Annotated in this window: 17 protein-coding genes; 9 read left to right on the top strand and 8 right to left on the bottom strand. The window is 44.7% G+C overall.

Annotated elements, in window-relative coordinates; translation table 11 throughout:
• The first annotated feature begins 449 nt into the window (after nt 1-449).
• On the top strand, nt 450-1,055 hold the full coding sequence (locus DYU05_RS07850) for a GIN domain-containing protein (RefSeq protein WP_117382399.1): 606 nt from the start codon (nt 450-452) through the stop codon (nt 1,053-1,055).
• A gap of 115 nt (nt 1,056-1,170) precedes the next feature.
• Here the strand turns inward: DYU05_RS07850 and DYU05_RS07845 are convergent, their stop codons facing one another.
• A complete protein-coding gene (locus DYU05_RS07845) occupies nt 1,171-2,271 on the bottom strand; it encodes a carboxypeptidase-like regulatory domain-containing protein (protein ID WP_117382398.1) in 1,101 nt (366 codons plus the stop codon).
• Nucleotides 2,272-2,424: 153 nt separating this feature from the next.
• Between DYU05_RS07845 and DYU05_RS07840 the strand changes: the two genes are divergently transcribed.
• The 6 genes from DYU05_RS07840 to DYU05_RS07815 all read left to right on the top strand — a co-directional run bounded on the left by DYU05_RS07840 (nt 2,425) and on the right by DYU05_RS07815 (nt 8,961).
• The gene (locus DYU05_RS07840; RefSeq protein WP_117382397.1) at nt 2,425-3,150 is read left to right on the top strand and encodes a head GIN domain-containing protein; all 726 of its coding nucleotides are present in this window, start codon (nt 2,425-2,427) and stop codon (nt 3,148-3,150) included.
• An 81-nt stretch (nt 3,151-3,231) separates the two neighbouring features.
• Nucleotides 3,232-4,224, top strand: a complete 993-nt coding sequence (locus tag DYU05_RS07835; RefSeq protein WP_117382396.1) for a c-type cytochrome — start codon at nt 3,232-3,234, stop codon at nt 4,222-4,224.
• 84 nt (nt 4,225-4,308) lie between these two features.
• Nucleotides 4,309-5,661 (top strand): trigger factor, encoded by a 1,353-nt coding sequence (gene tig / locus DYU05_RS07830; RefSeq protein ID WP_117382395.1) that lies wholly within the window; start codon nt 4,309-4,311, stop codon nt 5,659-5,661.
• 268 nt (nt 5,662-5,929) lie between these two features.
• Nucleotides 5,930-6,634, top strand: a complete 705-nt coding sequence (clpP, locus tag DYU05_RS07825; RefSeq protein WP_117382394.1) for an ATP-dependent Clp endopeptidase proteolytic subunit ClpP — start codon at nt 5,930-5,932, stop codon at nt 6,632-6,634.
• 90 nt (nt 6,635-6,724) lie between these two features.
• A complete protein-coding gene (gene clpX / locus DYU05_RS07820) occupies nt 6,725-7,963 on the top strand; it encodes an ATP-dependent Clp protease ATP-binding subunit ClpX (RefSeq protein WP_117382393.1) in 1,239 nt (412 codons plus the stop codon).
• A gap of 140 nt (nt 7,964-8,103) precedes the next feature.
• Nucleotides 8,104-8,961, top strand: coding sequence for an AMP nucleosidase (locus DYU05_RS07815; RefSeq protein WP_117382392.1), 858 nt, complete (start codon nt 8,104-8,106; stop codon nt 8,959-8,961).
• Between the two features lie 192 nt (nt 8,962-9,153).
• On the opposite strand, the gene DYU05_RS07810 is transcribed toward DYU05_RS07815, so the two are convergent.
• Nucleotides 9,154-14,994 carry an alpha-2-macroglobulin family protein gene (locus DYU05_RS07810; RefSeq protein WP_117382391.1) on the bottom strand — a complete coding sequence of 1,947 codons (5,841 nt, stop codon included), beginning with the start codon at nt 14,992-14,994 and terminating at the stop codon, nt 9,154-9,156.
• Between the two features lie 171 nt (nt 14,995-15,165).
• On the opposite strand from DYU05_RS07810, the gene DYU05_RS07805 reads away from it, so the two are divergent.
• On the top strand, nt 15,166-16,527 hold the full coding sequence (locus DYU05_RS07805) for a pyridoxal-phosphate dependent enzyme (protein ID WP_117382390.1): 1,362 nt from the start codon (nt 15,166-15,168) through the stop codon (nt 16,525-16,527).
• A gap of 150 nt (nt 16,528-16,677) precedes the next feature.
• Here DYU05_RS07805 and DYU05_RS07800 read toward each other — a convergent pair whose 3' ends face one another.
• The 4 genes from DYU05_RS07800 to DYU05_RS07785 form a co-directional block, all read right to left on the bottom strand.
• Nucleotides 16,678-17,049, bottom strand: a complete 372-nt coding sequence (locus DYU05_RS07800) for a DMT family protein (RefSeq protein ID WP_117382389.1) — start codon at nt 17,047-17,049, stop codon at nt 16,678-16,680.
• A 56-nt stretch (nt 17,050-17,105) separates the two neighbouring features.
• The gene (locus DYU05_RS07795; RefSeq protein ID WP_117382388.1) at nt 17,106-18,662 is read right to left on the bottom strand and encodes an ArnT family glycosyltransferase; all 1,557 of its coding nucleotides are present in this window, start codon (nt 18,660-18,662) and stop codon (nt 17,106-17,108) included.
• A 145-nt stretch (nt 18,663-18,807) separates the two neighbouring features.
• Entirely contained in the window at nt 18,808-20,115 is a 1,308-nt protein-coding gene (gene murA, locus DYU05_RS07790) for a UDP-N-acetylglucosamine 1-carboxyvinyltransferase (RefSeq protein ID WP_117382387.1), read from the bottom strand.
• A gap of 142 nt (nt 20,116-20,257) precedes the next feature.
• Entirely contained in the window at nt 20,258-21,010 is a 753-nt protein-coding gene (locus tag DYU05_RS07785; RefSeq protein ID WP_117382386.1) for a DUF4290 domain-containing protein, read from the bottom strand.
• Nucleotides 21,011-21,205: 195 nt separating this feature from the next.
• Between DYU05_RS07785 and DYU05_RS07780 the strand changes: the two genes are divergently transcribed.
• Nucleotides 21,206-22,303 (top strand): mandelate racemase/muconate lactonizing enzyme family protein, encoded by a 1,098-nt coding sequence (locus DYU05_RS07780; RefSeq protein ID WP_117382385.1) that lies wholly within the window; start codon nt 21,206-21,208, stop codon nt 22,301-22,303.
• Between the two features lie 131 nt (nt 22,304-22,434).
• Here DYU05_RS07780 and DYU05_RS07775 read toward each other — a convergent pair whose 3' ends face one another.
• On the bottom strand, nt 22,435-23,805 hold the full coding sequence (locus DYU05_RS07775) for a dipeptidase (protein WP_117382384.1): 1,371 nt from the start codon (nt 23,803-23,805) through the stop codon (nt 22,435-22,437).
• Between the two features lie 119 nt (nt 23,806-23,924).
• Nucleotides 23,925-24,254, bottom strand: a complete 330-nt coding sequence (locus tag DYU05_RS07770; protein WP_117382383.1) for a YbjQ family protein — start codon at nt 24,252-24,254, stop codon at nt 23,925-23,927.
• Nucleotides 24,255-24,281 lie beyond the last annotated feature (27 nt).

The following is a 24,281-nucleotide window of genomic DNA, read 5'->3' as shown; positions in this document are numbered from 1 at the left end:
TTTTAAAAAACCCGTTCCCAATTCCAAGATATATAAATAGGTCATCAAAGCTAAAACGATAAGCACAGTTATAATCAAGAGTGATATTTTTACGATTTTATTAAATTGCATGTTCTTTATTTGGCTCCCTTGTTAGTGTTGTCACCAACAAGTTAATGATCTATTTATGCATTTTGCTATCTGTCACCGATTTATTGGTAACAACACCAACAAAGGCACAAGCTAAATATACCTACATTTTGGCAGGATAAAATTGTAGCTGTAGCTTTCCTTCACATCCTAAAATTCCACTCCTTCTTTCGCCGATTGTATCCCGCCATTCACCGATATAAACCCGCTGTGTGTCTATTTCACACTATTTGCCTGTAACGTTTAGGGCGGGGCATCGTCTTATTAGTGTATTTAGAAACACAAACAATTAAGTTACTCAAAATCAAAATATTAATACCATGAAAACAAAATTTTTAACCATCGTAGCTACAGTAATTTTAGCAGTGGTTAGCACAACAGCAACAAGTTTCGCTAGCGAAAAAAATAACGATAAAGAAGTAAGCACCGTTTTAACAAACGTGAGCCACATTAACAAAATAGAGGTGCGCGGCAACGTAGAGCTTTACGTAAGCGACGGCACTGCCGACCAGGTGAAGGTTTACAATAAGTACTACGCCGAAAGCGCTTTGGTACAGGGCCAAAACGGTGTATTGCGCATAGCATCTTACAAAGCAGAAAAATTGGTGGTTTGGGTTACCGCTGCTGATCTGCGCGAGATAAATGCTTATGACGATGTTGAAGTTAAATCTTTCGGCAGCCTTTCAAAAATCGACTTTGATGTTAACCTGCACAACAATGCAACTGCTGCCTTAAACCTTGATGCTTACCGCACCAGTTTAACCGTAAATGATAATGCTAAAGTAACCTTAACCGGCAGCGTTAACGAGTACAATGTTAGCTACTCCGAGTCAGCAAAAATTGTAAACGATAATTTCATCAGTGTAAACGAAACCAAAACACAAATACCATCACGTTCAGCAAAAAGAGAGCTGGCCGTATTGTAAAAGCACTTTCATAGTTCTCGATATATACATTGTAAAGGGGCTATCTCCAACCAGGAGAGCAGCCCTTTTTCTATTAATTAATTTCGGTAAGCCTAACATCGACGTACCTATGCCGCTACTTTGCAGGCGGCAGGTAATCTACGGGCAACATTTCTGCCACGCGGCTTTTGCCCCAGTTACCTTCAAAGCCAACGCTTGATGGGTTGAGTATTACGCCGTTGGAATCAAAAAGGGTATATGGCGGGGTGAGGGTTAATATACTGGTGAGGTAATTAGGCATAGAAAGGGATTGTATGGGATTGTTGTCGGGGCTGTTATCACGTATTTTAGTGTACATGAGGTAAAGGCAATCGGTGTATCGCAGTGCAAATATGCCTTTCACATCTGTAAGGCTGGCGTAATCTGTAACCGGCAGGGGTTTATTAATCAAGGTTTGTATGTACTTGTCGCCGATACCATGATAGTCGGGGTTAAGCTTCCTGATCAGCCTGAGCGCCTCGAAACCTGTAGCCTGCACATCATTCCGTACTATCGACCGTAAAAAGTGCATAGATGAGCCTTCAAAAGCTATCCACCGGTTTTTAAGCCAGCGTTTTTTCTGTTTCTCCGATCCCTTCATTTCCTCAAACAGAGCCGATCCTTCAAAATACAGCGAACCGGCCTTGTAGTCTTTCACAAAAGTGCTGAGCAGGTATTTTATCTTGTAACCAAGAGCTTTGTTCTCTATCTCGATAAATTCTGATGAGGAGCCCGTCAGTTTTCGTGTTGTTTTATCAAAGTCCAGGTCAACAACATCGGGGTTTAATATTTTACACTCCTTTGCTAACTTAGACATGCCGAGAAACTCCTCTTTAAATATCCGGTAGTTGTTTGCGCGGTCGGGATCGGGCCTTACCACCACCTCTTTAAGCTCATTGGTTTTCGGCGTTAGTTTTATATCGGCTAACGCTATGCTTTCAGCAGCAGCCATAACCGTTTGCCGGTGTGTTTCGTAGCCAACTACGGTAACAACCAGTTCGTATTGCCCGGGCCGTACGTTGCGCAGTATAAATGTGCCATCCGCTGCAGATTTACCGCCTACCGTGGCATTACTCAAAAAAACGCTAGCATCCGCAACAGGGGAGTTGTTTGTAGCATTTACCAGCTTGCCGGAAATAGTTATTTGCCCCAGGCATACAAGCGGCAATAGAAATAGCAGCGTTAAAAAACCTTTCATTGTTTAAAGTTAACTAATTTATTAGTTGATTAAGCTGTTTACTGTTAATTTGTTTTACCGTAACACAACTGGCGTTGTAGTCTTTTTTATTTTAAATTTGTTGTAACTTCAATTTGGCCCATGTAGTCCAAAAGGCAAATACACATCCTTATCATGAAAAAAGCAGTCCGCATACTTACCATATCAGCAGCAGTAATTAGCTTAATAAGTTTCTCGTCGTGCAAAAGGTTCCGGCCTGTGCGGGGTTCTGGCGTATCTGCTACCGAGAAACGCACTGTTGTAGATTTTGAAAAGATTGATATCTCGGGCGGCTTTAATGTACATATAAGGCAGGATAGCTCGTCGGCCGTTACCATTACTGCTGATGATAATCTGTTAAAATACATCAAGACCAGTGTAGAAGGGGGTAAGCTGCGCATATACAGCACGCGTAATTTCTTTGGCGGCAGCAACGTGAGCGTAAGTGTTGGTTTTAAACATCTGCGCGCGCTTGAAGCATCAGGCGGGGTAGAGGTAGTTGGCGATGGCCACATCAATACCGGCGACTTTGATCTGGACCTGTCCGGCTCTACCAACGTAAAGCTGGATATTACCGCTGCCCGTGTACATACCGAAGGCAGCGGAAGTACCGAAATTTCGCTGAAAGGGCAGGCTACCTCACATGATATTGATATGAGCGGCAGCGGCACTGTAGATGCGCTGGACTTTGTAGTAGGCAAGTATAATATAGAAACATCGGGAGCGAGCCATTGCCGCATTAACGTACTTACCGATTTAAGCGTACACACCAGTGGCTCGTCAGAAATTGAGTACCGTGGTAATCCGTCAAACGTGAACAGCGATAAGTCAGGTTCATCTTCTATCACCAAAATTAACTAAAGGATTTTTGCGGAGATTGTAACGTTCTGGTGATATAAGCCGTCTTAGTGTAATAATAACACCTAACACTTATATCATAACATGAAAAAGTTCAAAAAATGGGCGGCGTACTTTGTCGTCCTCATACTGCTGGTAATTGTATCGGCAGTAGCTTACGTAACGCTCGCGCTGCCGAATGTTGGCAAGCCACAAAATCTCAAAATAGCTTACACACCTCAACGGATACAACGGGGCAAGTACCTGGCCAACCATGTGGCTGTTTGTATAGATTGCCACAGCAGCCGTAAATGGAACGTGTTTGCCGGCCCGATAGATACCACTGTTATAGGTGCCGGCGGCGAACGGTTTGACAGCCGCGTAAGCTTTCCCGGCGTGGTTTATGTACCCAATATCACGCCTGCCCATCTAAAGGATTGGACGGATGGCGAAATTTACCGCGCCATAACTACCGGCGTTAAAAAGGATGGTTCGGCTATATTCCCTATTATGCCGTATGGTTCCTTCGGTAAAATGGATCCCGAAGATATTTACAGCATAATAGCTTACATACGCATGCTTAAACCTGTCAAAACCCAATTCCCGGACCGTAAGCTTGATTTTCCGCTTAACCTGCTGGTGAATACCATGCCGCAGAAAGCACAGCCGTCTGCAATACCTGCAGAAAGTGATACATTAAAATATGGCGAGTACCTGGTAAAGGCGGCGGCTTGTACAGATTGCCATACTAAAGCAGTACAAGGCAAACCTGTCCCCGGGATGGATTATGCCGGCGGTAATGAGTACGGACTAGGCAACGGGCGTTTGCTGCGCTCCGCCAACATCACCCCGGATAAGTTAACCGGCATTGGCAGCTGGAGCAAAGAAGCTTTTATAAACAGGTTTAAACAGTATGGCAACGGCGGGATAAAACCTGCAGCGGTGAATAACACCGATTTTCAAACCATCATGCCCTGGTGGCGCTACGGCGGCATGAAAGAAACCGACCTTGCAGCCATCTTCACTTACCTTAAAACACTTAAGCCGGTAAATAACAAAGTAGTGAAATTTCAGTTGGTTACGGCTGTAAATAAATAAAATATATTCGTACTTTTGCAGCCCCAAAGCTGCCATGCAAACACATGGCAGCTTAGTTTATTTTTAAAATATCCGGTAAAAAAGATGAATATATCACAGGAAAAAATTGACAACCTGAACGCGGTTGTAAAAATCAACCTTGCCCCGGCAGATTATACGCCAAGGGTAGAGAAAGCTATTAAAGAACAAGCTAAAAAAGCAAAGATCCCAGGTTTCCGCCCGGGTATGGTTCCGCCTGCACATATCAAAAGAATGTACGGCAAGAGCATTTTGGTTGATGAAGTAAACCACCTGTTGAGCGACTCGATGAACAATTACCTGGAGCAGGAAAAGCTTGAAGTACTTGGCCAGCCATTGCCTAAACGCGGTGAGGAAGACAAAGAGTACAACTGGGATTTTAACGACGATTTTGAGTTTAGCTACGAAGTTGGTTTAGCTCCAGAGTTTAATGTTGATTTTGATTCAAAAGATAAAATAACCCAGTACGTTATTAAAGTTGATGACGAAACGCTGGAGTCGCGTATCAAAAGCATCCGTCGTGCTTATGGCAAAATGACAAATCCTGACGTATCGGCAGATGGTGACGTGCTTTATTCTGAATTAGTGCAGCTTTCTCCGGATGGTAGTGTTTTTGAGGACGGTATAAGCAACACATCATCTGTTCGTTTAGACCAGGTACAGGACGAAGCCATTAAAGCTTCCCTGATCGGTCTGAAAAAAGGTGACGAGGTTACACTGGACATCCAGAAAGCATTTGGTAATGACGCAGCTAAAGTTGCAGGTTTACTGAAAATTGAAGAGGATGCTGCTGCTGACCTTAAATCAAACTTCAAATTAACGGTTAAGAACGTTAACCGTTTAGATGAAAGCGATTTGAACCAGGAGTTCTTTGATAAATTATTTGGTGAAGGTACCGTAACTACCGAAGAAGGTTTCCGTGAGAAAATCACTGAGGAGCTGGAGACCATGATGAAGCAGGACAGCGAACGCAAGTTGCAGAACGACATCTACAACTACGCGCTGAACAAAGTGCAGTTTGAACTGCCTGATGAGTTCCTGAAACGCTGGTTAAAAGCTACTAACGAGAAGCTTTCTGAAGATGAGTTACAAGGCGGGTACGAAGATTTCGCTAAAAACCTTAAATGGACGCTGATTGCAAACAAGATAGTAACACAAAACAACATCGATATTAAGTACGATGAAGTATTTGCTTACGCTAAGGCAAGTATAGATCAGCAGTTCAGGGCTTACAGCCAGCAGGCTATCCCTGAGGATCAGTTGGCACAGTACACCGTGCAGTACCTGCAGAACAAAGAAAATGCTAACAAGATATTTGAAGAAGTAAAAGCAGTTAAGGTTTTCGATCACGTTAAGAGTGTTATCACACTTGATCAGAAAGAAATCCTGTTTACCGACTTTAACAAGCTGGAAGACTAAGCACTTTTTCTATATAACCTTTACCAAAAGCATTTGCCACAAGCAGATGCTTTTGTGTTTTTGGTCCTTGCCGCATGGTTTGCAATAATAACCTGAATTAACCGGGTGATATATTGCCGGCATTACACACTGGTATATAAAGGAGGGATGGCGAACAAGCCAATTGTATTTTTACTTTTTACAAACTTTATACTTAAAAATGTATTCAACTAAAAACTATATTTATCGCAATTACCTAACAAGCACTATTTAAATCATACAACATATCATGAGTAGTAACATCGATAAAAATGAATTCCGTAAGTATGCTGTAAAGCATCACCGCCTAAACAGTATATATGTAGATAAATTTATTGCCGGGGTTGACAGGGCCAAACTGCCAACCGGCATGACTCCGTATATTATTGAAGAGCGCCCGATGAACATCGCGCAGATGGACGTATTCTCGCGTTTAATGATGGACCGCATTATCTTCCTTGGAGATGCAATTTATGATAATATCGCAAACATTATACAGGCTCAATTGCTGTTCTTACAATCGGCAGATGCCAAACGCGATATCCAGATCTATATTAATTCGCCGGGTGGTTCGGTATACGCTGGCTTAGGTATTTACGATACCATGCAGTTTATATCAAATGACGTAGCCACTATCTGTACCGGTATGGCAGCATCAATGGGTGCGGTATTGCTGGTGGCAGGGGCAAAGGGTAAACGTGCAGCGCTGCCACACTCAAGGGTTATGATACACCAGCCATCAGGCGGTGCGCAAGGCCAGCAAAGCGATATCGAGATCACGTATCACGAGATCACCAAGCTGAAAAAAGAGCTGTACCAGATCATTGCTGATCACAGCGGCCAAACGTACGAGCGTGTTTGGGAAGCATCAGACCGAGATTACTGGATGATCTCTGAAGAAGCCAAGGAATTTGGTATGGTAGATGAGATCCTGAGAAGCAGTGCTAATAAATAATAATAATGGGTTCCGCCCCTGGTAACCAAAGGAGCGGAACCCACTATTACTAATGATACGATTAGTTATTTTTGATAAACCAATTTAGAGATGAACAAAAACAGCAAGGAGATCAGGTGCTCATTTTGTGGGGCCGGTAAACAGGACTCCCTGATGCTGATAGCAGGCCTTGATGCACACATTTGTGATAAATGCGTGAACCAGGCTAATGAGATACTTGCCGAAGAGCTTAAAGTGCGAAAAGTTAAGTCGTCGCCGGCTTCACCTGCGGTATTGAAGCCTTCTGAGATAAAAACGCATCTCGACCAATACATTATTGGGCAGGATGATGCCAAGAAAGTACTTGCTGTATCGGTATACAATCACTACAAGCGCCTTAACCAGCGTGTAGACAAGGATGAGGTAGAGATAGAGAAATCAAACATCATTATGGTGGGTGAGACAGGTACCGGTAAAACTTTGCTGGCCAAAACCCTTGCCAAGATACTGAACGTACCCTTTTGCATTTGCGACGCGACAGTACTAACCGAAGCTGGCTATGTAGGCGAGGACGTAGAAAGCATCCTGACCCGTTTGCTGCAGAGTGCGGATTACGATGTTAATCTTGCCGAGCGTGGTATTGTTTACATTGACGAGGTGGATAAAATTGCCCGCAAAAGCGACAACGCTTCCATCACCCGTGACGTAAGTGGCGAAGGCGTGCAGCAGGCTTTACTTAAGATACTTGAAGGTACCATGGTGAACGTACCGCCTCAGGGTGGCCGCAAGCACCCGGATCAGAAAATGATAACGGTTAACACCAGCAATATTCTATTCATCTGTGGTGGCGCTTTTGATGGTATTGATAAGAAGATAGCAAGCAGGTTGCGTACCCAAACGGTGGGTTACAAATTTAAACGCGACGACGCTGAAATTGACTTAAAAAACTTGTACAAGTACATTACACCGCAGGACCTTAAATCTTTCGGGCTGATACCTGAACTTATTGGCCGCTTGCCAGTACTTACGTATCTTAATCCGCTTGACAGGGAAGCGTTGCACAACATCCTTACCGAACCGAAGAACTCGTTACTTAAACAGTACAAAAAACTGTTTGATTACGAAGGCGTAAAGCTTGAGTTTGATGCTGAGGTGCTGGACTTTGTAGTTGACAAAGCAATGGAGTTTAAATTAGGTGCACGTGGTCTGCGATCTATTTGCGAGGCTATAATGATAGATGCCATGTTCGAGTTCCCGTCGCAAAAGGATGTGAAGAAACTGAATGTTACGCTTGACTATGCACGCGAGAAGTTTGAGAAGAGTGACCTTAAAAAGTTAAAGGTGGCTTAACACAAATCTCGATCTAAAAAGCTATATTTGTAATAATACGACGCGGCCCTGGTGATAATATCACCGGGGTTTGCTGTATAAAAACGTTACTGAACGCCCCTAAAGGAATTCGCCGATAGGATAAAAACAGGAGAAAAAAGATGAACGAAGAATTAGATGTAAAAAAAGAGGAAACAACAGACGCCAAGAAAGTTAAAGAAGTACAATCCCCTGTAAAATCTGGCTTAAAAACCAAAGATGCCATAGTAGCCAACTGGCTGCCCCGCTACACCGGCCGGCCGCTAAATGCTTTTGGAAAATATATTATCCTCACAAACTTTTCTAAATACCTGCAGCTGTTTTCGCAATGGCATGACAACGCACCAATTATGGGGCTGGACAAGCCGATGCAAAGCGTTACCGCCAACGGTATAACTATAATAAACTTTGGTATGGGCAGCTCTGTAGCTGCTACAGTAATGGACCTGCTTACCGCTATACACCCCGAAGCCGTAATATTTCTCGGCAAATGCGGGGGCTTAAAAAAGAAGAACAACGTAGGTGACCTTATCCTGCCCATAGCGGCAATAAGAGGAGAGGGCACATCAAACGATTACCTGCCTGCAGAAGTGCCTGCACTGCCTTCTTTCGCGCTTCAGAAGGCTATATCTACTACTATACGCGAGCATTCACGCGATTACTGGACAGGTACCTGCTACACCACTAACCGCCGTGTTTGGGAACATGATAAAGACTTTAAGAAATACCTTAAAGATCTTCGTGCAATGGCGATAGACATGGAAACTGCGACCATCTTTACAACCGGCTTTGCCAACAAGATACCAACCGGTGCATTGCTGCTGGTTTCTGACCAACCGATGATACCTGAAGGCGTTAAAACTGCCGAAAGCGACTCTAATGTTACCGAGCAATATGTAGAAACACACCTGCGCGTAGGTATCGAATCGCTCAAACAACTTATTAACGGCGGGTTAACGGTTAAGCACTTAAAGTTTTAACCATAGTTCATTGCCGATGCGAAGCAATTGTCGGCAAACAAGTGCCCGCAAGCATGTGATGATTGCCACGCCATCGCTCGCAATGATTCTTTACCACGCGTCATTGCGAGATACGCAGCAATCATCGACTGACAGGTAGGCAACGAGCATCGATGATTACCAGCCGCCGCTGGCAATCATCGATTTATACCATTAATCCCCAATAACCAGTTTCTTGATCCCTTCCCTGCCGTAAAACACGGGGAAGTACATTTGCTCTGCCTTGGCAGGGTTTAATGTATACCTGCCACTGTAACGAGGCATCAGATCTACTGTAAAGGTGTAAGTGCCTTGTATTAGTTTTCTGCAGAAGATACTCACCCTGTCTTTAAAGTACTCACGGTGCGCCTCGTTATTGCTCCATTGCTGGTCTTTCTTTTCGTATGAACAACCGGCAGGGATCGGGATTTCTATCATTACGTACTCTGCATCAGCTCTAATAGTAACCTCTGCTTTAAGTTGTACGCTCTCGCCGCCTTTTAGCCTGGTTAGCGTATTTTGATTACGTTCAAAGTGGGTATCTACCCTGAAGTCTTTACTTACTTTCTCAGGCTTGCTGTCCCAAAACTGCTGGTAACCGGTAATATATACAGGTAAGCTGCCTGTTTTGCTAACTGTGAGCGGCGCTGCCGGCAACGTAGCTGTATATGGGAACCTGGTTACGGTTTCCGCTGAAGAACCCTTGAGCGTTATTACCGCTGGTTTTATCTGCCTATCTACCTTTAATAGATCGGGTAATATAGTTTCCAGTATAGTGGAAGCTTCGTAGGTGTTTCGCCAATCACCGCCCTTTCGTTGTTCCAGAAAGTAGCCGCGTATCTTCGCAAGCACGTTTTGGTGCTTACCTTCAGCTTTTATAATCTGGTAAATTATAGCACTAATCTGTATTGAATTGTCGAAAAAGCGGTAATTTTCTTCGCCCCAGTACAGATTACCAAACAGGGTGGATCGGCTTGTTCTCAGCAGGCTGTCGGTATTCACCTTTAAACCGGTCTGTTGCCTTAGGAGCATTAGTTTCAACTTGTCATAAGTGGAAACCTCTCGCGCCAGCTTATTTTCTTTAGCAATACTGCCGAGGTATTTCACATAATCTACTTTGGCCTTTAAGTTATACAGGAGTTGCAGGCAGGTGAGTTTATCCTGGCCGTGGTAGCTTTCCAGCTGATAAACCAGGTAATCGGTTAATTTCTGGGTGTCCATAACAAAGCTATAGCCCATGTTCTTTGCCTCTGTTAATGCCTCCAGTGCGTGCAGGCTTATCCAAAGTTCTTCGTTGCTGTCCTTCCACCAGCCCCAGGCACCGGTAGTCCTGCGGTTCTCCAACAGTTTTTTAATCACATCGGCAACGTTGCGCTCGTATTTAAAAGGTTCTCCCAGGAACGTTCTGATGCGTTTTTCTGCGAGAAGGCCTTTCAGCTTAGATGCCAGTTGTTCGTTGCACAGGTACTTGTACTCGCGCAGTTTACGGGCCTCCTCTGCCAGTGCCGGAAGGGCAGAAGCCTCTGCTCTAAAAGTCACCGGTCCTAAGGTCGGGTCAAATTTAAGTGTAACGGTTGTATCTGCATTAAGTGCCTCAAACGTGCCTTTGGTTTCAGTTACACCCTGTCTAAATACCGGTACCTTGCGCCGCTCGCCGTCAGTATAGCCATTGTCGCGTTTGATGCTGTACTCAAATTCCAGGCTGTCGGTAGCAGTGGCAGTAATGTTCAGCGTGTCTATCTTAGCGTTTTTAACGCTAAATACATCCTGCTTTAACATTTTCCCGTTGTAATTAAAAGTCCGGCTTACCTGTGCAGCTGCAGAATTATAGTTCATTACCTTGCCTATCAGGTTCATTTCGTCGCCTTCCACAGCAAACTGCGGAGCGATAAAATTGGCGCTAAGCGGTTTGAAAGACTTTATCTCTTTTTGCAGGAAGCCGGTTTGCTTTTTATCATTTATACCTACAACAAAGGTTTTCCAATTGGTGATATCATCCGGAAACACCGTTGTAAAGCTTGCCTTACCATTTTCGTCGGTAGTAAGTTTTGGTTGCCAGTAGGCGTAGTCGCTAAAGTTTTTACGGACCGCCGGCGGCAGCTGCTCTTCGCTGTTCTGTCCGGCTGCTTTAAGCGGCTCACCGTTGATGCCCGACTTTTGTTTACGGGTAATAACAATAACACCGTTAGCCGCACGGGCACCGTAAATGGCAGTAGCAGCGGCATCTTTCAATACGTTTATCTCGGCAATATCAGAGGGAGCGATGCCTTTAAGATCCTCTGCAATTTCGCCATCAATAATGTATAAAGGTTTCTTTGTGCCGACAGATGCGTTGCCCCTTAATAACAAACGAAATCCCGAGCCAGGTGCTCCTGTAGAATCCATCACCACCTGTATACCTGCTACCTTGCCTTGTAATGCCATTTCCATGCTATTAATGGTAGTAACAGATCCGGCAAGATCTTTTTTACGCACAGAACCGTAACCAACTACCACAACCTCATTCAATTGATTGCTTGATGCGGTCAGCACAATATTCAGCTTTACGCCTGAGGCGAAAGTAACCTCCTGCGTGTGGTATCCCAAAAAGCTCACCACCAATTTACCGGATGAAGGCCCTGTAAGGTGAAACATGCCATTAACATCGCACGTGGTAGCTACATTGGTACCTTTTATCTTAACGGTTGCGCCCACTACAGGTAGCTTATCATCAGCAGCGGTTACCTTGCCGTGTATTCCACTTGTGAACTCTTTCGTATTATAATATTGCTCGTTAAAGGCTTCCTTCAAGCGTAAAGCGTCGTTCTCTATGCCGTGATCATCATTGCGGTAAATGATGCTGTTGCGTTTATTAATGATGGCTGCTATCTTAATACTTACCGAATCTTTGGCGTGAACGGGCAGTACTGCGAAGCTGTAGTAGTTACGGCCTCCCTTCCTGATTTCTATGCATTCTTTAATGTCGTAGCTGTCATTTTTTAAAAGATAAAAGATCCTGTAAACTCCTGTTGCAATGTCAGCGAAGTTGGTGGAGTTACCCGGGTACACCCTGATAAAGTCCGGATCATTATACCTGTAAAAGATTATGTTTTTGATCAGTACCGGATGCTCATTCTTGCCCACAACTCTTTGTAGTTCCAATTTCCCGCGTTCGTTATAGGGTACATGAGAATTTTCAAACAATTGCTGAGTGTTGCTACGTTTATCGAGGTAATCCTGCCAGAGGTCATCGGCAGCAGCATTGGTAAGTACGTAGTCCCGGTAATTGGCAGTACCTGCTGCTACGCGCAGGTACCGTGAAAAGGCAAATTCGGTCGGGATGCTTTTCTGCTTTATTAAGCCCGGCTCAAACAGGTAAGTATAGCTCGGTTCGGCCACGAACAGTTGTTTTTTATCCTGCTGATCAAACAAAGTGTAGCTATTGCTGAGCGGACCCACCAGGATGCTACGCGGTGCGGCATTATAGGGATTAAGGAAAAACAGGCGGTCGTGCTGGACAATCATGGACCGCTTACCATCAAAGTTATTGGCTATAGTAACCATGTATTTGTTAATAAGGGCTGCCTCGTATGTGTCCAGCGTGTCCTTCTTTTTAGTTACAGGGTAAGCATCTGCGTTTACGCTAAGAATGAGTTTCTTCGATTTTCTAACCAGAACGCTGTCGATCTCTATCTCTTCCTCTGCCGTACGCAGTTTCAGGTGATGATAGCCGGCCTCAACCTTAAAACTATAGGGTTGCAGTTGTTGTGCCTGGCTAAAATACACCGGCAAATGGTCGATATATAAAGCATGTACTGGTGCAAGGCCTGCTTTGCCAGTTATAAATGGTGCTATTTGGGTTATGGTGTCCACTCCCGGTTCTTCGATGCGGTATATTTTATTGGGATGCGTAAACCGGAAGTATTCAATACTATCGAGTCCTAGAGCATTTTTCCACCTAAGCCAGTCCAACTGTGTAGTTCCATTCGTTTCTGCATCTTGTAACCTGTAAGTTGGTTTACGTTTTGCTCCAGGGTAGTTTTTGCCCAGGTAAGGTACATAAGGCATACCGCTGTTAAACTTGCGGGTAATGGCCCAGGCGGTAACGTCGGTATTAGGAACGGGCTTGCCCTGCGCGTCGGTAACTACAATATCGGTTTTTACTTTTTGACCAGGGTAAACCGACACCGGTTGTCTTACGTTGATGGTCAGCAACCTTTCCTGGTATATGGAGTTTTCTTGTGCGCTTTTCATTTTCCCGCCCCAGATGTAATTTACAATGAACGTAACTCTGACCCTTGAGCTTACCGCTGTTTTGTAATTCAACTGATCTGCCTGACCATCGCCGGTGAGTTTTCCGTTCTCAAAAACTGAGTAAAAGAAATGCAGCTTACGGGGGTTAGCCACGTTCACAAAAACCGAATCGGCAGTACGTTCAGATGAGAGCGTGATATCGCCTGTAAAATCTTTTAACTCTACATCGGTATCCGTGCTGTCAGTTGCTATATTGTATTCAGCGGCATTAGGGTTTATCAGTGCGAAGCCGGGCAGCATAAGCTTTACTTTCGATAGAGTATCGCCTTCAACATTGAGGGCGCTTACCATAGCTGAAGAACTAACTGATTTGCCATTTACAAGATGGCTGATTTTCAACGAGTCATTTACCACCTCTGTTTTCACGCGGTACTTTTCGTAGTAAAAAGTGGCTTCCTTTTGTTGTTCCTGACCTTCGTTATTGGAGTTCATGAATTTTGCTTCCAGTTGATAGCTCACTGTCGCCTTTGGGAAGATAGAGTCAGGTATGGTTAATTTAGTTTCGCCAACCGGATCCAGGTTGAATTTGTGCTGCCACAAGGTGTCCGGCACAAAAACGTGATTAACTTTATAGTTACTTGCACTGCTGGTCAGCAACGTAAGCACCACACGTCCGTCGGCAACCGGTAAGTCATTCTCGTCGCTCGCTTTAAAATAAGCCACTAAAGGATCGCCCGGGTAGTGATCTTCTTTATCTGTACGCATTGCAAAATGAATGGACTTCAATTCGTATTCCTGATATTTAAAATTGCCAGACATTAAAACTGCAGCGGGACCATCGCGTTCATTATCATCGTCTTCATTAGCTTTAGCCCTTCTGGTTTTAGCCGGATCTACAAGATCAATTTTATAAGTGTCATCCAGGTCAAGGTCTAAGCTGTCGGTTAAAACAAAGCTGTACTCAAATCCGCCTGCGCGATAGCTATCTACCTTGCCCAGCAATTTTGTATTGCCATCATCATTGAGTTTAACCAATAGCTTTTTCTGCGTAACAGGTTTACCGTTCTGCTGAAGTATAAAGGCCTTAAACTTTACCGTGTCTCCCGGCTTGTACATAGGCTTGTTAAATATCATAAAGCCTCCGCGCTGGTTGTAGCTGCTACGCCGATGTTTTGTAAAAGGTGCTTTAATTTTGTTCCAGAATCTGAGCAGGCGGTACTTAAAGCTGCTGTAATTGCTTGAATAATATTCCTCCTTTTCCAGATTGAAAAAGTTTGTTACGCCGGCATAATCTACCCGCAATGTAGCTCGTTTACCGGTGCGTTTAAAGTGCCAGGTATTGCTGGCCTCGTCATGTGCTACTTGATTGCCGTTTATAGTTACGGCCGCGCCATTAATATATGCACCCTGTTTATTGGTGAGCGTAAAGCGGTATTCATAAGGTGTAAGAAACAGCTGCAGAAACGCTGAGTGGTTTTCCAATAGCGAATATTTAAGCTGATTTTGCAAAGCAAACACCTTAAGATAATTGCCATTTGGCAGCCGGGGTAAGTTGCCCTTATCTGTTAGAAACGAGTCTGCAGCGTTGCGCAGCAAGGCTTGGTTTAGCGGCTTACCAGGCGAAGTATAGAACTTCTCTACCTCTGCAGGAGACAGACTATAAATGTAGGTGTAGTAGCTGCTCTGCCGGCTATTGGTGAGCGGGCGTTGTGCAAAGGCGGCAGTAATGCTGCCAAGCAGGATGATTACAGTTACAAAGGCTGGGCGTAAAATGGTAGACATGTGCAGGCGGTTTGTGTTGTTATTTTACTCATGGATGCAGATGTATTTGTTATTCCATAAAAAAATATCAGATGAGAAGATTAATTTTGATGCATATCCCGTTTGTATACAGGATTAGTAGATTTTCTGCTATCGGTGGTTTTAGCTGCCGATCTAAGACCAATTTAAATTATGTGGTATAATAACATACTGGAGACCATAGGCCACACGCCAATGGTAAAGCTTAATAAAATAGTAAAAGACATACCAGCAACCGTTCTGGCCAAAATAGAGACCACCAACCCGGGTAACTCTATTAAGGACCGTATGGCGTTGAAAATGATTGAGGACGCTGAAGCCAGTGGTAAACTGAAACCCGGCGGTACTATTATCGAAGGTACATCCGGCAATACCGGTATGGGGCTGGCCATTGCGGCAGTTATAAAAGGCTACAAATGTATCTTCACCAGTACGGATAAGCAATCAAAAGAAAAGTTTGATGCTCTACGCGCTTTTGGTGCGGAAGTAATTGTTTGCCCAACTAACGTAGACCCGGAAGACCCACGGTCATACTATTCTGTATCGTCACGATTAGAGCGTGAGGTTCCTAACTCGTGGAAGCCCAACCAGTACGATAACCTGAGCAACTCACAGGCACACTATGAGCAAACCGGTCCCGAAATTTGGGAACAAACAGAAGGTAAAATAACCCACCTGGTGGTAGGCGTGGGCACCGGCGGCACCATATCTGGCACAGCGCGGTACCTGAAAGAGAAGAACCCTAACATACAGGTACTCGGAATTGACACTTACGGTTCGGTATTTAAAAAGTACAAGGAAACAGGTGAGTTTGACAAGAATGAGATATATCCATATATCACTGAAGGTATAGGAGAGGACTTCTTGCCGCAGAACGTTGATTTCAGCCTCATAGACTATTTTGAAAAGGTAAGCGATAAGGATGCTGCCCTGATGACCCGCGAGATAGCCCGTAAAGAAGGCATCTTTGCAGGTAACTCAACTGGGTCTGCCATTGCTGGCGTACTGCAGATGAAGGATCGCTTTAAAGAAGGCGACGTCGTGGTTGTGATCTTCCCTGACCATGGTACCCGCTATTTGGGCAAGATGTACAACGACGACTGGTTGCGAGATCGTGGTTTCCTGAAAGACGAGAAACTTACAGCGCGCCATATCATCGACAAAAAGGAGAACCAGGAAATCATTACTATCGACTGTGAGAAAACCGTACTGGAAGCGATTAATACCATCAAGTCGTTAAATATTTCACAGATACCTGTGACTCAAAAAGGTATGGTGATCGGCAAAATTACAGAAAGCGATATTTTAAACTCTCTGATTGAAAACCCAGGAATAAAATCTCAGCCGGTTAAGAATATCAGCACATCACCGTTCCCGTTTGTCGATTTGAATACCTCAATTGACAAAATATCCGGCATGATCAATAAAGATAACATTGCCGTTCTTGTTGAGGATGAGCGCGGTAACATCGAGATCATTACGCAGTATGATATTATAAACGCGATATCGGCTTAGTAAGATATAAGCTATTAAAGCGTCATTGCGAGGTACGAAGCAATCTCCGAATAGTTCAGTCTAAAATGCTTTAAATACTTACAGTTCTGAGATTGCTTCGTACCTCGCAATGACGAAAACAACGCTGTATTGGCTTAGCTTAATTTTCAATCACCATTTTTTAAATATCACAAACACTGCCAGTACAATAAGCGCAAAACCAACCAGGTGGTTCCAGCCGAGTTTTTCGGTTTTAAAAAACACCACGGTGAATACCATAAATAATGTTAGGGTGATAGCTTCCTGAATGGTTTTGAGTTGTACCAGCGTAAACGGGCCGCCATCATCTTTAAAGCCTAGCCTGTTTGCCGGTACTTGAAACAGGTATTCAAAAAAGGCAAGTCCCCAGCTGATCAGGATAATGGAGATCAGGCCCAGGTTCTTGCCCCATTCGTACTCTTTAAACTTGAGGTGCCCGTACCAGGCAAAGGTCATGAAGGTATTAGAGATGGCAAGAAATAATATCGTTTTAAAACCACGCATAGTATCTAAATAGGAATTTACAAAATGAATAATTAATCAAGTTGTTTCCAACTAACTTACTTTAATCTTTTCTCAGCCAGTTCCTTCTGGTAAACCTCGTTAAGCCTGGGTGATGGGTTAACCAGGATGTATACCTTAGTGCCTTTTTCCCTGGCGAGAGGTTCCAGTACTTCGCCGGTTTGCCGGTAGCTTTCAAGAATAGGTGCGAGCCGCTCTTTTACGTTAGCATCATCATCCACATAAATAATGTACCGCGCATTCAGGCTGTCAGGCGCCCACAGCGCAAAGCTGCTGTTTAAACTTACCACATCGGGCATGTTATATTTTTTGTGGAAGAGATGCAAAGCACCAGCCTCCCCGTAATTGTCAGCAAAAATCTGCGCTTGTTTTTGTTGTTCGCGCGTTAGGCTGTGGTAGGCTTGTGAAGCTTTTTGCGCCATTTCCTCCCAACCAAGCATATCGGCATAGTCTTGTGTGGTAGGGTGCTGCTGCTGATCCTCCCATTTGGTTATAAAGCTTAGGAAAGGCAAATGTTCTTTTGTGTACCTGAAAAAGCCCAGCGTTTTATCTAACGACAACACCGGTAACACCATTGGAAGCAGTAACAGATTCGGTAAAACAAAAGCAAGCACAACTGCCACTCTTACAACTATCCATGACCTTTTAATGATGCGCTCCCAGGCAAAACCGCCTGCTGCAAACAGCATAGGATAAGCGCCAAAAAGGTAGTAGTTCTTGCCGTTCATCTCCAATAAGAACAGAAAGATAAGTACATAAGCGATCGCCATATACCGGAACCGCCTCAGCTTGAATGCGAAAAGCAGGAAGAAAAAACCTGTTAGCCAAACAAATAAGGCAGGGCCATTTACCAGCAGTTGCTGCATTAGAAACTCTATCGGTTTTACGTAGTCCAACTGTTCCTCCCTAAGTTCCTTCATATGGGTGAAAAACGGGAAATGGTGGACGAACTGCCAAATTACATTTGGCAGAAATATCAGGAAAGCAATTACTGCCGATATGAGTACATGCTTGTTAAAAAGCAACTTGCGCTCTTTGCTGATGAGGATGCCAATAATGAGCGAACCTGTAAAAAACGCCATGCTATACTTTGTGAGCATGCCTAACCCGACAGCAGCGCCAAGCCAGTATAGGTATCTTACATCGGCCGTGTTGAGGTATTTGGTAAAGAGCCATACGGTAACTACCCACCATAACTGATCGAAGACGACGGGTTGGAACAGGTAGCCGCTGGCTGCAAATGCCGGAGAAAAGATCAACGCCAAACAAGCGAGTGTAATAGCAAAGCGCCTGCCGCCAAGCTCTACCGTAATGCGGCCGGTAAGCCATATAATTAACCCGCTTGCTATGGTAGAAAATATGCGTGCAGCGAAAACCGAATCGCCAAACACCGACAGCGTTATCCTGGCTAGCACGGCTATAAAAGGTGGCACCTCTTTATAGCCCCAGTCCAAATGATCGGCAAGAACCAGGTGAAGGAACTCGTCCCGGTGAAAGCCAAAGCGGCTGATGGCCATAAGGTTGAGCAATACCTTTATAGCAACAAATATCAATATGAATTTAGAATAGCCGGGACGCCGGTTCTTATAGGACATTTATTGGTTTATTAAGCCTAGCTAAAGGCTGAAAGTGTAAAGCTATAAAAAAATGGAAATTTGCAAAGCAAAGCAGTAAAAGCCAAAAAGCGGAAAGTTGTCGTAGTACGATCACTTTCCGCTTTTAACTTCTGCTTTGAACTTTTTAAACGCGGGTTATATCAGCACCCAAAGCGCGGAGGCGGGTATCAATATTTTGATAACCGCGCTCTATTTGCTCAATGTTGTAGATAGTTGATTGACCTTGTGCAGATAAAGCCGCTATAAGTAATGATACACCGGCACGAATGTCAGGCGACGTCATTGAAATGCCGCGTAATTGTATTTGTTTGTCCAGGCCGATAACAGTAGCCCTATGCGGATCACAAAGAATAATATTGGCACCCATATCCAGCAGTTTGTCAACAAAGAACAAACGGCTTTCAAACATTTTCTGGTGTATTAGTACAGATCCTTTTGCCTGGGTAGCTACCACCAGCACAATGCTTAACAGGTCGGGAGTGAAGCCTGGCCAAGGTGCATCGGCAACAGTAAGAAGCGATCCGTCTATAAAGGTATCTATTTCGTAATGATCCTGTGAGGGGATGTAGATATCGTCTCCACGGCGTTCGAGTTTAATACCCAAACGTTTAAAAACGTCAGGTATCATGCCCAGTTCGTCATAATGCACATCTTTAATGGTGATCTCGGAACCGGTCATAGCAGCCAGGCCAATGAACGAGCCAATCTCAATCATATCCGGCAGCATGGTGTGTTCGGTGCCGGTAAGTTCGGTTACGCCTTCAATGGTCAACAAATTTGATCCAATACCACTAATTTTCGCACCCATTCGGTTCAGCATCTTGCAGAGCTGCTGCAGGTATGGTTCGCAAGCTGCATTATAAATGGTGGTGGTGCCTTTAGCAAGTACCGCTGCCATAACAATGTTCGCGGTGCCAGTTACCGAAGCTTCGTCAAGCAGCATGTAACAGCCCTGGAGGTTGGTTGCATCTACATTGTAAAAGCCGGTCTCGGCGTTATAGTCAAAGCGGGCGCCCAGTTTTTCAAATCCCAGGAAGTGGGTATCCAAACGTCGGCGGCCAATTTTATCGCCACCCGGTTTAGGGATAGATGCTGTACCAAAACGGGCCAATAGCGGGCCAACAATCATGATAGAGCCACGTAAGCCACCGCCTTTTGCTTTAAAAGCTTCTGAGTTGAAGAAGTCCTGGTGTATCTCTTTGGCTTCAAAGGTGCAAACGTCGCGGGAAATGCGGTTCACCTCAACACCCATGTCGCCTAGTAGTTCAATTAATTTATTTACATCCTGAATGTCCGGGATGTTCTTGATCGTCATTTTATCTTTGGTGAGTAAAACGGCCGAAATGATCTGCAGCGCCTCGTTCTTAGCCCCCTGCGGAATGATCTCGCCCTTTAGTTTTTTACCACCCTGTATCTCGAATGCGTTTCTCATAATTGGTTCGTAGTTGATGGTCCATCGTTCATAGCTGATGACTTAGCTAAACAGATAACACGCGACAAAGATTGGATTTTAATTTAAAATACAAAGCCTCGCCGTGCGCACCCACAACTATCAGCCATGAACCATAAACAACTTAGTACTTCTTGGCGCCGCCGTTATTACGGTTACGATTGTTCTGGTTGTTGTTATTGTTGTTGCGGTTATTTTGGTTGTTGGTACGCCCCCCATTGTTGTTGTTGCGGCCGCCATTGTTCTGGTTTTGATTGCTGCCGCGGCGCTGATTGTTGTTGCTTTGTGCGTTGTAGGGGTTAGCCCTAAACTCTACCTTATTCAGGTTGATGTTCTCTTCGAGGCGCAACTCTCCGTTAGAAAGGTATTGCAGATCGGCGAGGATGATCTCATCGGCAACAGAATCTTTGTTCCACTGTACGTAAGCCATTTTCATGAAGTTGGCTATCGCCTGTACCATGTGGCGTTTGCGCTCCGGCTCTTCAATGGCCTTTGCTTTTTCAATCATCAGCTCTATGGTTTTGCCATAGTGCTTGTATTTGATACGCTGATTGGGGTACTTCAACGGCTCGGGTTTAATGTGGATAGCCTCTTCGGTAGGTTTTGGGTAAGGCGAGTCTACATCCAGCTGGAAACCGCTAATAATATGTAAGTGGTCCCAAAGCTTATGTTTAAAGTCGGCCACATCGCGCAGGTGAGGGTTCAGGAAGCCCATCAGATCTATAACAACCTGTGCATAGCGGTTGCGTTCTTCCTTGGTAGGCAGCGCAACAATGTACTTCACCATGTTTTGTACGTTGCGGCCGTACTCCGTTAATAATAGTTTATTCCTGGTCGAGTTATAATCGAACGGACCAGGCAAATTTGTCAATGCCATGTATAATGTCTTTATTAAGAATGCTAGTTAAATGTTTTCGGCTCATGATCAGTGCCCTGCGAAGGATTAGGGACCGGAGAACCAAAATGGAAGTACTTATAGAAGTAACGCAAATATAGGCTATTTGTGTCAATGTGCAACTAATGTGAATGCTACATTTAATTTCTGCTATTTTAGCGCAACATCGTCAAAACTATGCTAATTACCTCAGTTGATATTTATCGTTTCAGCATCCCTATGGAGCCATTCACCATTGCTACAGGCACTATGGACCACGCCATGAACACTTTAATACGCGTGCATACCGACGCCGGTTTTTATGGGGTTGGAGAATGCTCGGCCTTCCCCATGATCGTAGGCGAAACGCAGGATACCTGTTTGATAATGGCCAAAGAGTTTGCCAAGCTTTGGAAAGGACAAGATCCGCTGGACATCACCGCACGGTTGCAGCAACTGGATAGTTTCACCGCAGGTAACACCACCATCAAAAGCGCCTTTGATATGGCCCTTTATGACATCGTTGCAAAAAATGCAGGGTTGCCGCTTTACAAGTTTTTAGGAGGTGAAAAGAGGTCTGTAGAGAGCGATATCACCATCGGCATTGGCTCACCGGAGGTAATGGCGAAAAAGGCGGTCGATTTTAAGAACTTGGGTGCTCATATCTTAAAAGTGAAGTTGGGCAAAGGTGCCGAAGCGGATGTGGAACGTATAAAGCAGATTCGCGCTGCTGTGGGTAATGAGATGAAGATACGCATTGATGCCAACCAGGGCTGGAGCTTTGACGAGGCGGTGTTTGCACTGCAGGCCCTTGGGCAATATAACATAGAGTTTTGCGAGCAACCTATGCGCACCTGGTTCGATGATCGCTTGCCGGAGCTAATGAAGCTAACACCGGTAAAAATCATGGCGGATGAAAGCGTCTACAATCACCATGATGCGCGTATGCAGATAGAAAGCGGCAGCTGCCATTACGTGAACATAAAGATGGCTAAAGCGGGTGGCATTTCCGAAGCTAAAAGTATACATGATACTTGCGCAGAGCGCAGTATACCCTGCATGATGGGCGGAATGCTGGAAAGCCGTATTGCCTTGAGCAGCAAACTACATTTTGTATATGCCAGTCCCAATATTCACTTCTATGACATGGACACCTGCAAGCTGGGCCACCTGGTAGACCCATGCGTAGGCGGCGCACAATACGACGGCTACCATCTTACCATTAATGATGCCCCCGGCATAGGTGCAGATGCTGATGAAGCGTTTTTGGAAGGTTGCGAGAAGTGGAGTGTCTGAATCAGAACTTTCAGAATTTAAGAATGAACAGAATACTTGTTTTCGGCAACACGTAAAAAAAGAGGCGCAATATTTGCGCCTCGATTATTGATTTTGAAAATTTTAAAATTCTGTAGCTCCTGATTCAGGAATTATTTACTTAACTCCGCAAAGTACTTGTGGAACAATGGTATGGTCTCAATACCCTTATAGTAGTTGAAAATATCATACTTCTCATTAGGAGAATGCAGTGCATCGCTGTCCAGGCCAAATCCCATCAACACCGTCTTTAAACCCAGTTCAGCCTCAAACAACGCTACAATAGGTATGCTGCCCCCGCCGCGTGTAGGTATCGGGTCTTTGCCAAATGCTTCGGCTACTGCTTTTTGTGCTGCTTTGTAAGCAACACTGTCAGTAGGGGTAACTACTGGTTCGCCCCCATGGTGCGGGGTTACCTTTACCTTTATGTAGGGAGGAGCAATGCTTAAGAAATGATCTGTAAATAGCTGGGTGATCTTTTCGCTGGTTTGGTTAGGCACCAGCCGCATAGATATTTTAGCGCTTGCTTTTGATGGTAACACGGTTTTAGCGCCTTCGCCAATGTAACCGCCCCAAATGCCGTTCACCTCGAGTGTTGGGCGTGTGCCGGTGCGCTCGAAAGTGCTGTAGCCTTTTTCGCCCCAAAGCTCATTCACATCGAGGTCCTTTTTATATTCTTCCTCATCGTAAGGTGCCGCGTTCAGTTCATCCTTCTCGGTTTGGGTAAGTTCTATTACATCGTCATAAAAGCCCGGGATGGCAATGTGGTTGTTTTCGTCGTGCAGCGAGGCGATCATCTTCGCCAAAATAGTAGCCGGGTTGGCCACGGCGCCACCATAAACACCCGAGTGTAGGTCGCGGTTAGGACCGGTAACTTCTACCTCGAGGTACGACAGTCCGCGCAAACCTGTTTCAAGCGAAGGGTGCTCCATGCTGATCATTGAGGTGTCTGAGATCAGCACCACATCTGCTTTCAGGCGTTCTTTATTTTGCTTAACAAATATGCCCAGGTTGTTAGAGCCGACTTCTTCTTCGCCCTCTATCATAAACTTGATGTTGCAGGGAAGTGTATCTGTCTGCATCATCAGCTCAAAAGCTTTAACATGCATATAAAACTGGCCTTTATCATCACAAGCGCCACGGGCGTATATTTTACCATCGCGAACGGTAGGCTCGAAAGGAGGGGTAAGCCATAGTTCCAGCGGATCTGGCGGTTGCACATCATAATGGCCGTAAACTAATACAGTTGGTTTAGCGGGGTCGATGATCTTCTCGCCGTAAACAATCGGGTAACCCGCAGTTTGGCAAACTTCAACGTTATCGGCACCTGCCTCAGTTAGTTTTTGCGCTACCAGATCGGCAGTTTTTAGTACATCGGCTTTGTATTTAGGGTCGGCACTAACAGACGGAAGGCGCAGAAGCTCGAAAAGTTCGTCGAGCATGCGTTGCTTGTTGGTTTCAATATATTGTTTTATTTGCTGCATAATTCACAAGTATTTGCAGCAAATATAACACATTAATAAAACACACGTTTTTGCGAACGAAGCAATCTTCAGAGCTTAAAAACAATCCGTTACACTCAATTAAACAAGGGTCTAAAAACTTAGGCCTTCTCTACAACTACGGCTGTGCCATAGGCCAGCACCTCCGTAATACCCTGCATCACCTCATTTGCATCGTACCGCATGCTGATGATGGCATTGGCACCCATAGCTTGCGCATGTTGTATCAGCAAATGATAAGCTTCTTCGCGGGCGTTTTCGCAAAGTTCTACATAAACCGAAAGTCTGCCGCCAAATAGCGACTGTAAACCGCCCGCAAAGTTACCAACAACACTGCGGCTGCGCACAGTAATGCCGCGTACTACCCCTAAGTGTTTTACAATTTTATAGCCTTCCAGGTTGTTGCTGGTGGTGATGAGTGAAGTATCCATTGTTTTTCGTTTGGTTTAAAGTTAGAT

The sequence above is a fragment of the Mucilaginibacter terrenus genome (assembly GCF_003432065.1).
Taxonomy (GTDB): Bacteria; Bacteroidota; Bacteroidia; order Sphingobacteriales; family Sphingobacteriaceae; genus Mucilaginibacter; species Mucilaginibacter terrenus.
This window is presented reverse-complemented; position numbering and strand designations above follow the sequence as displayed.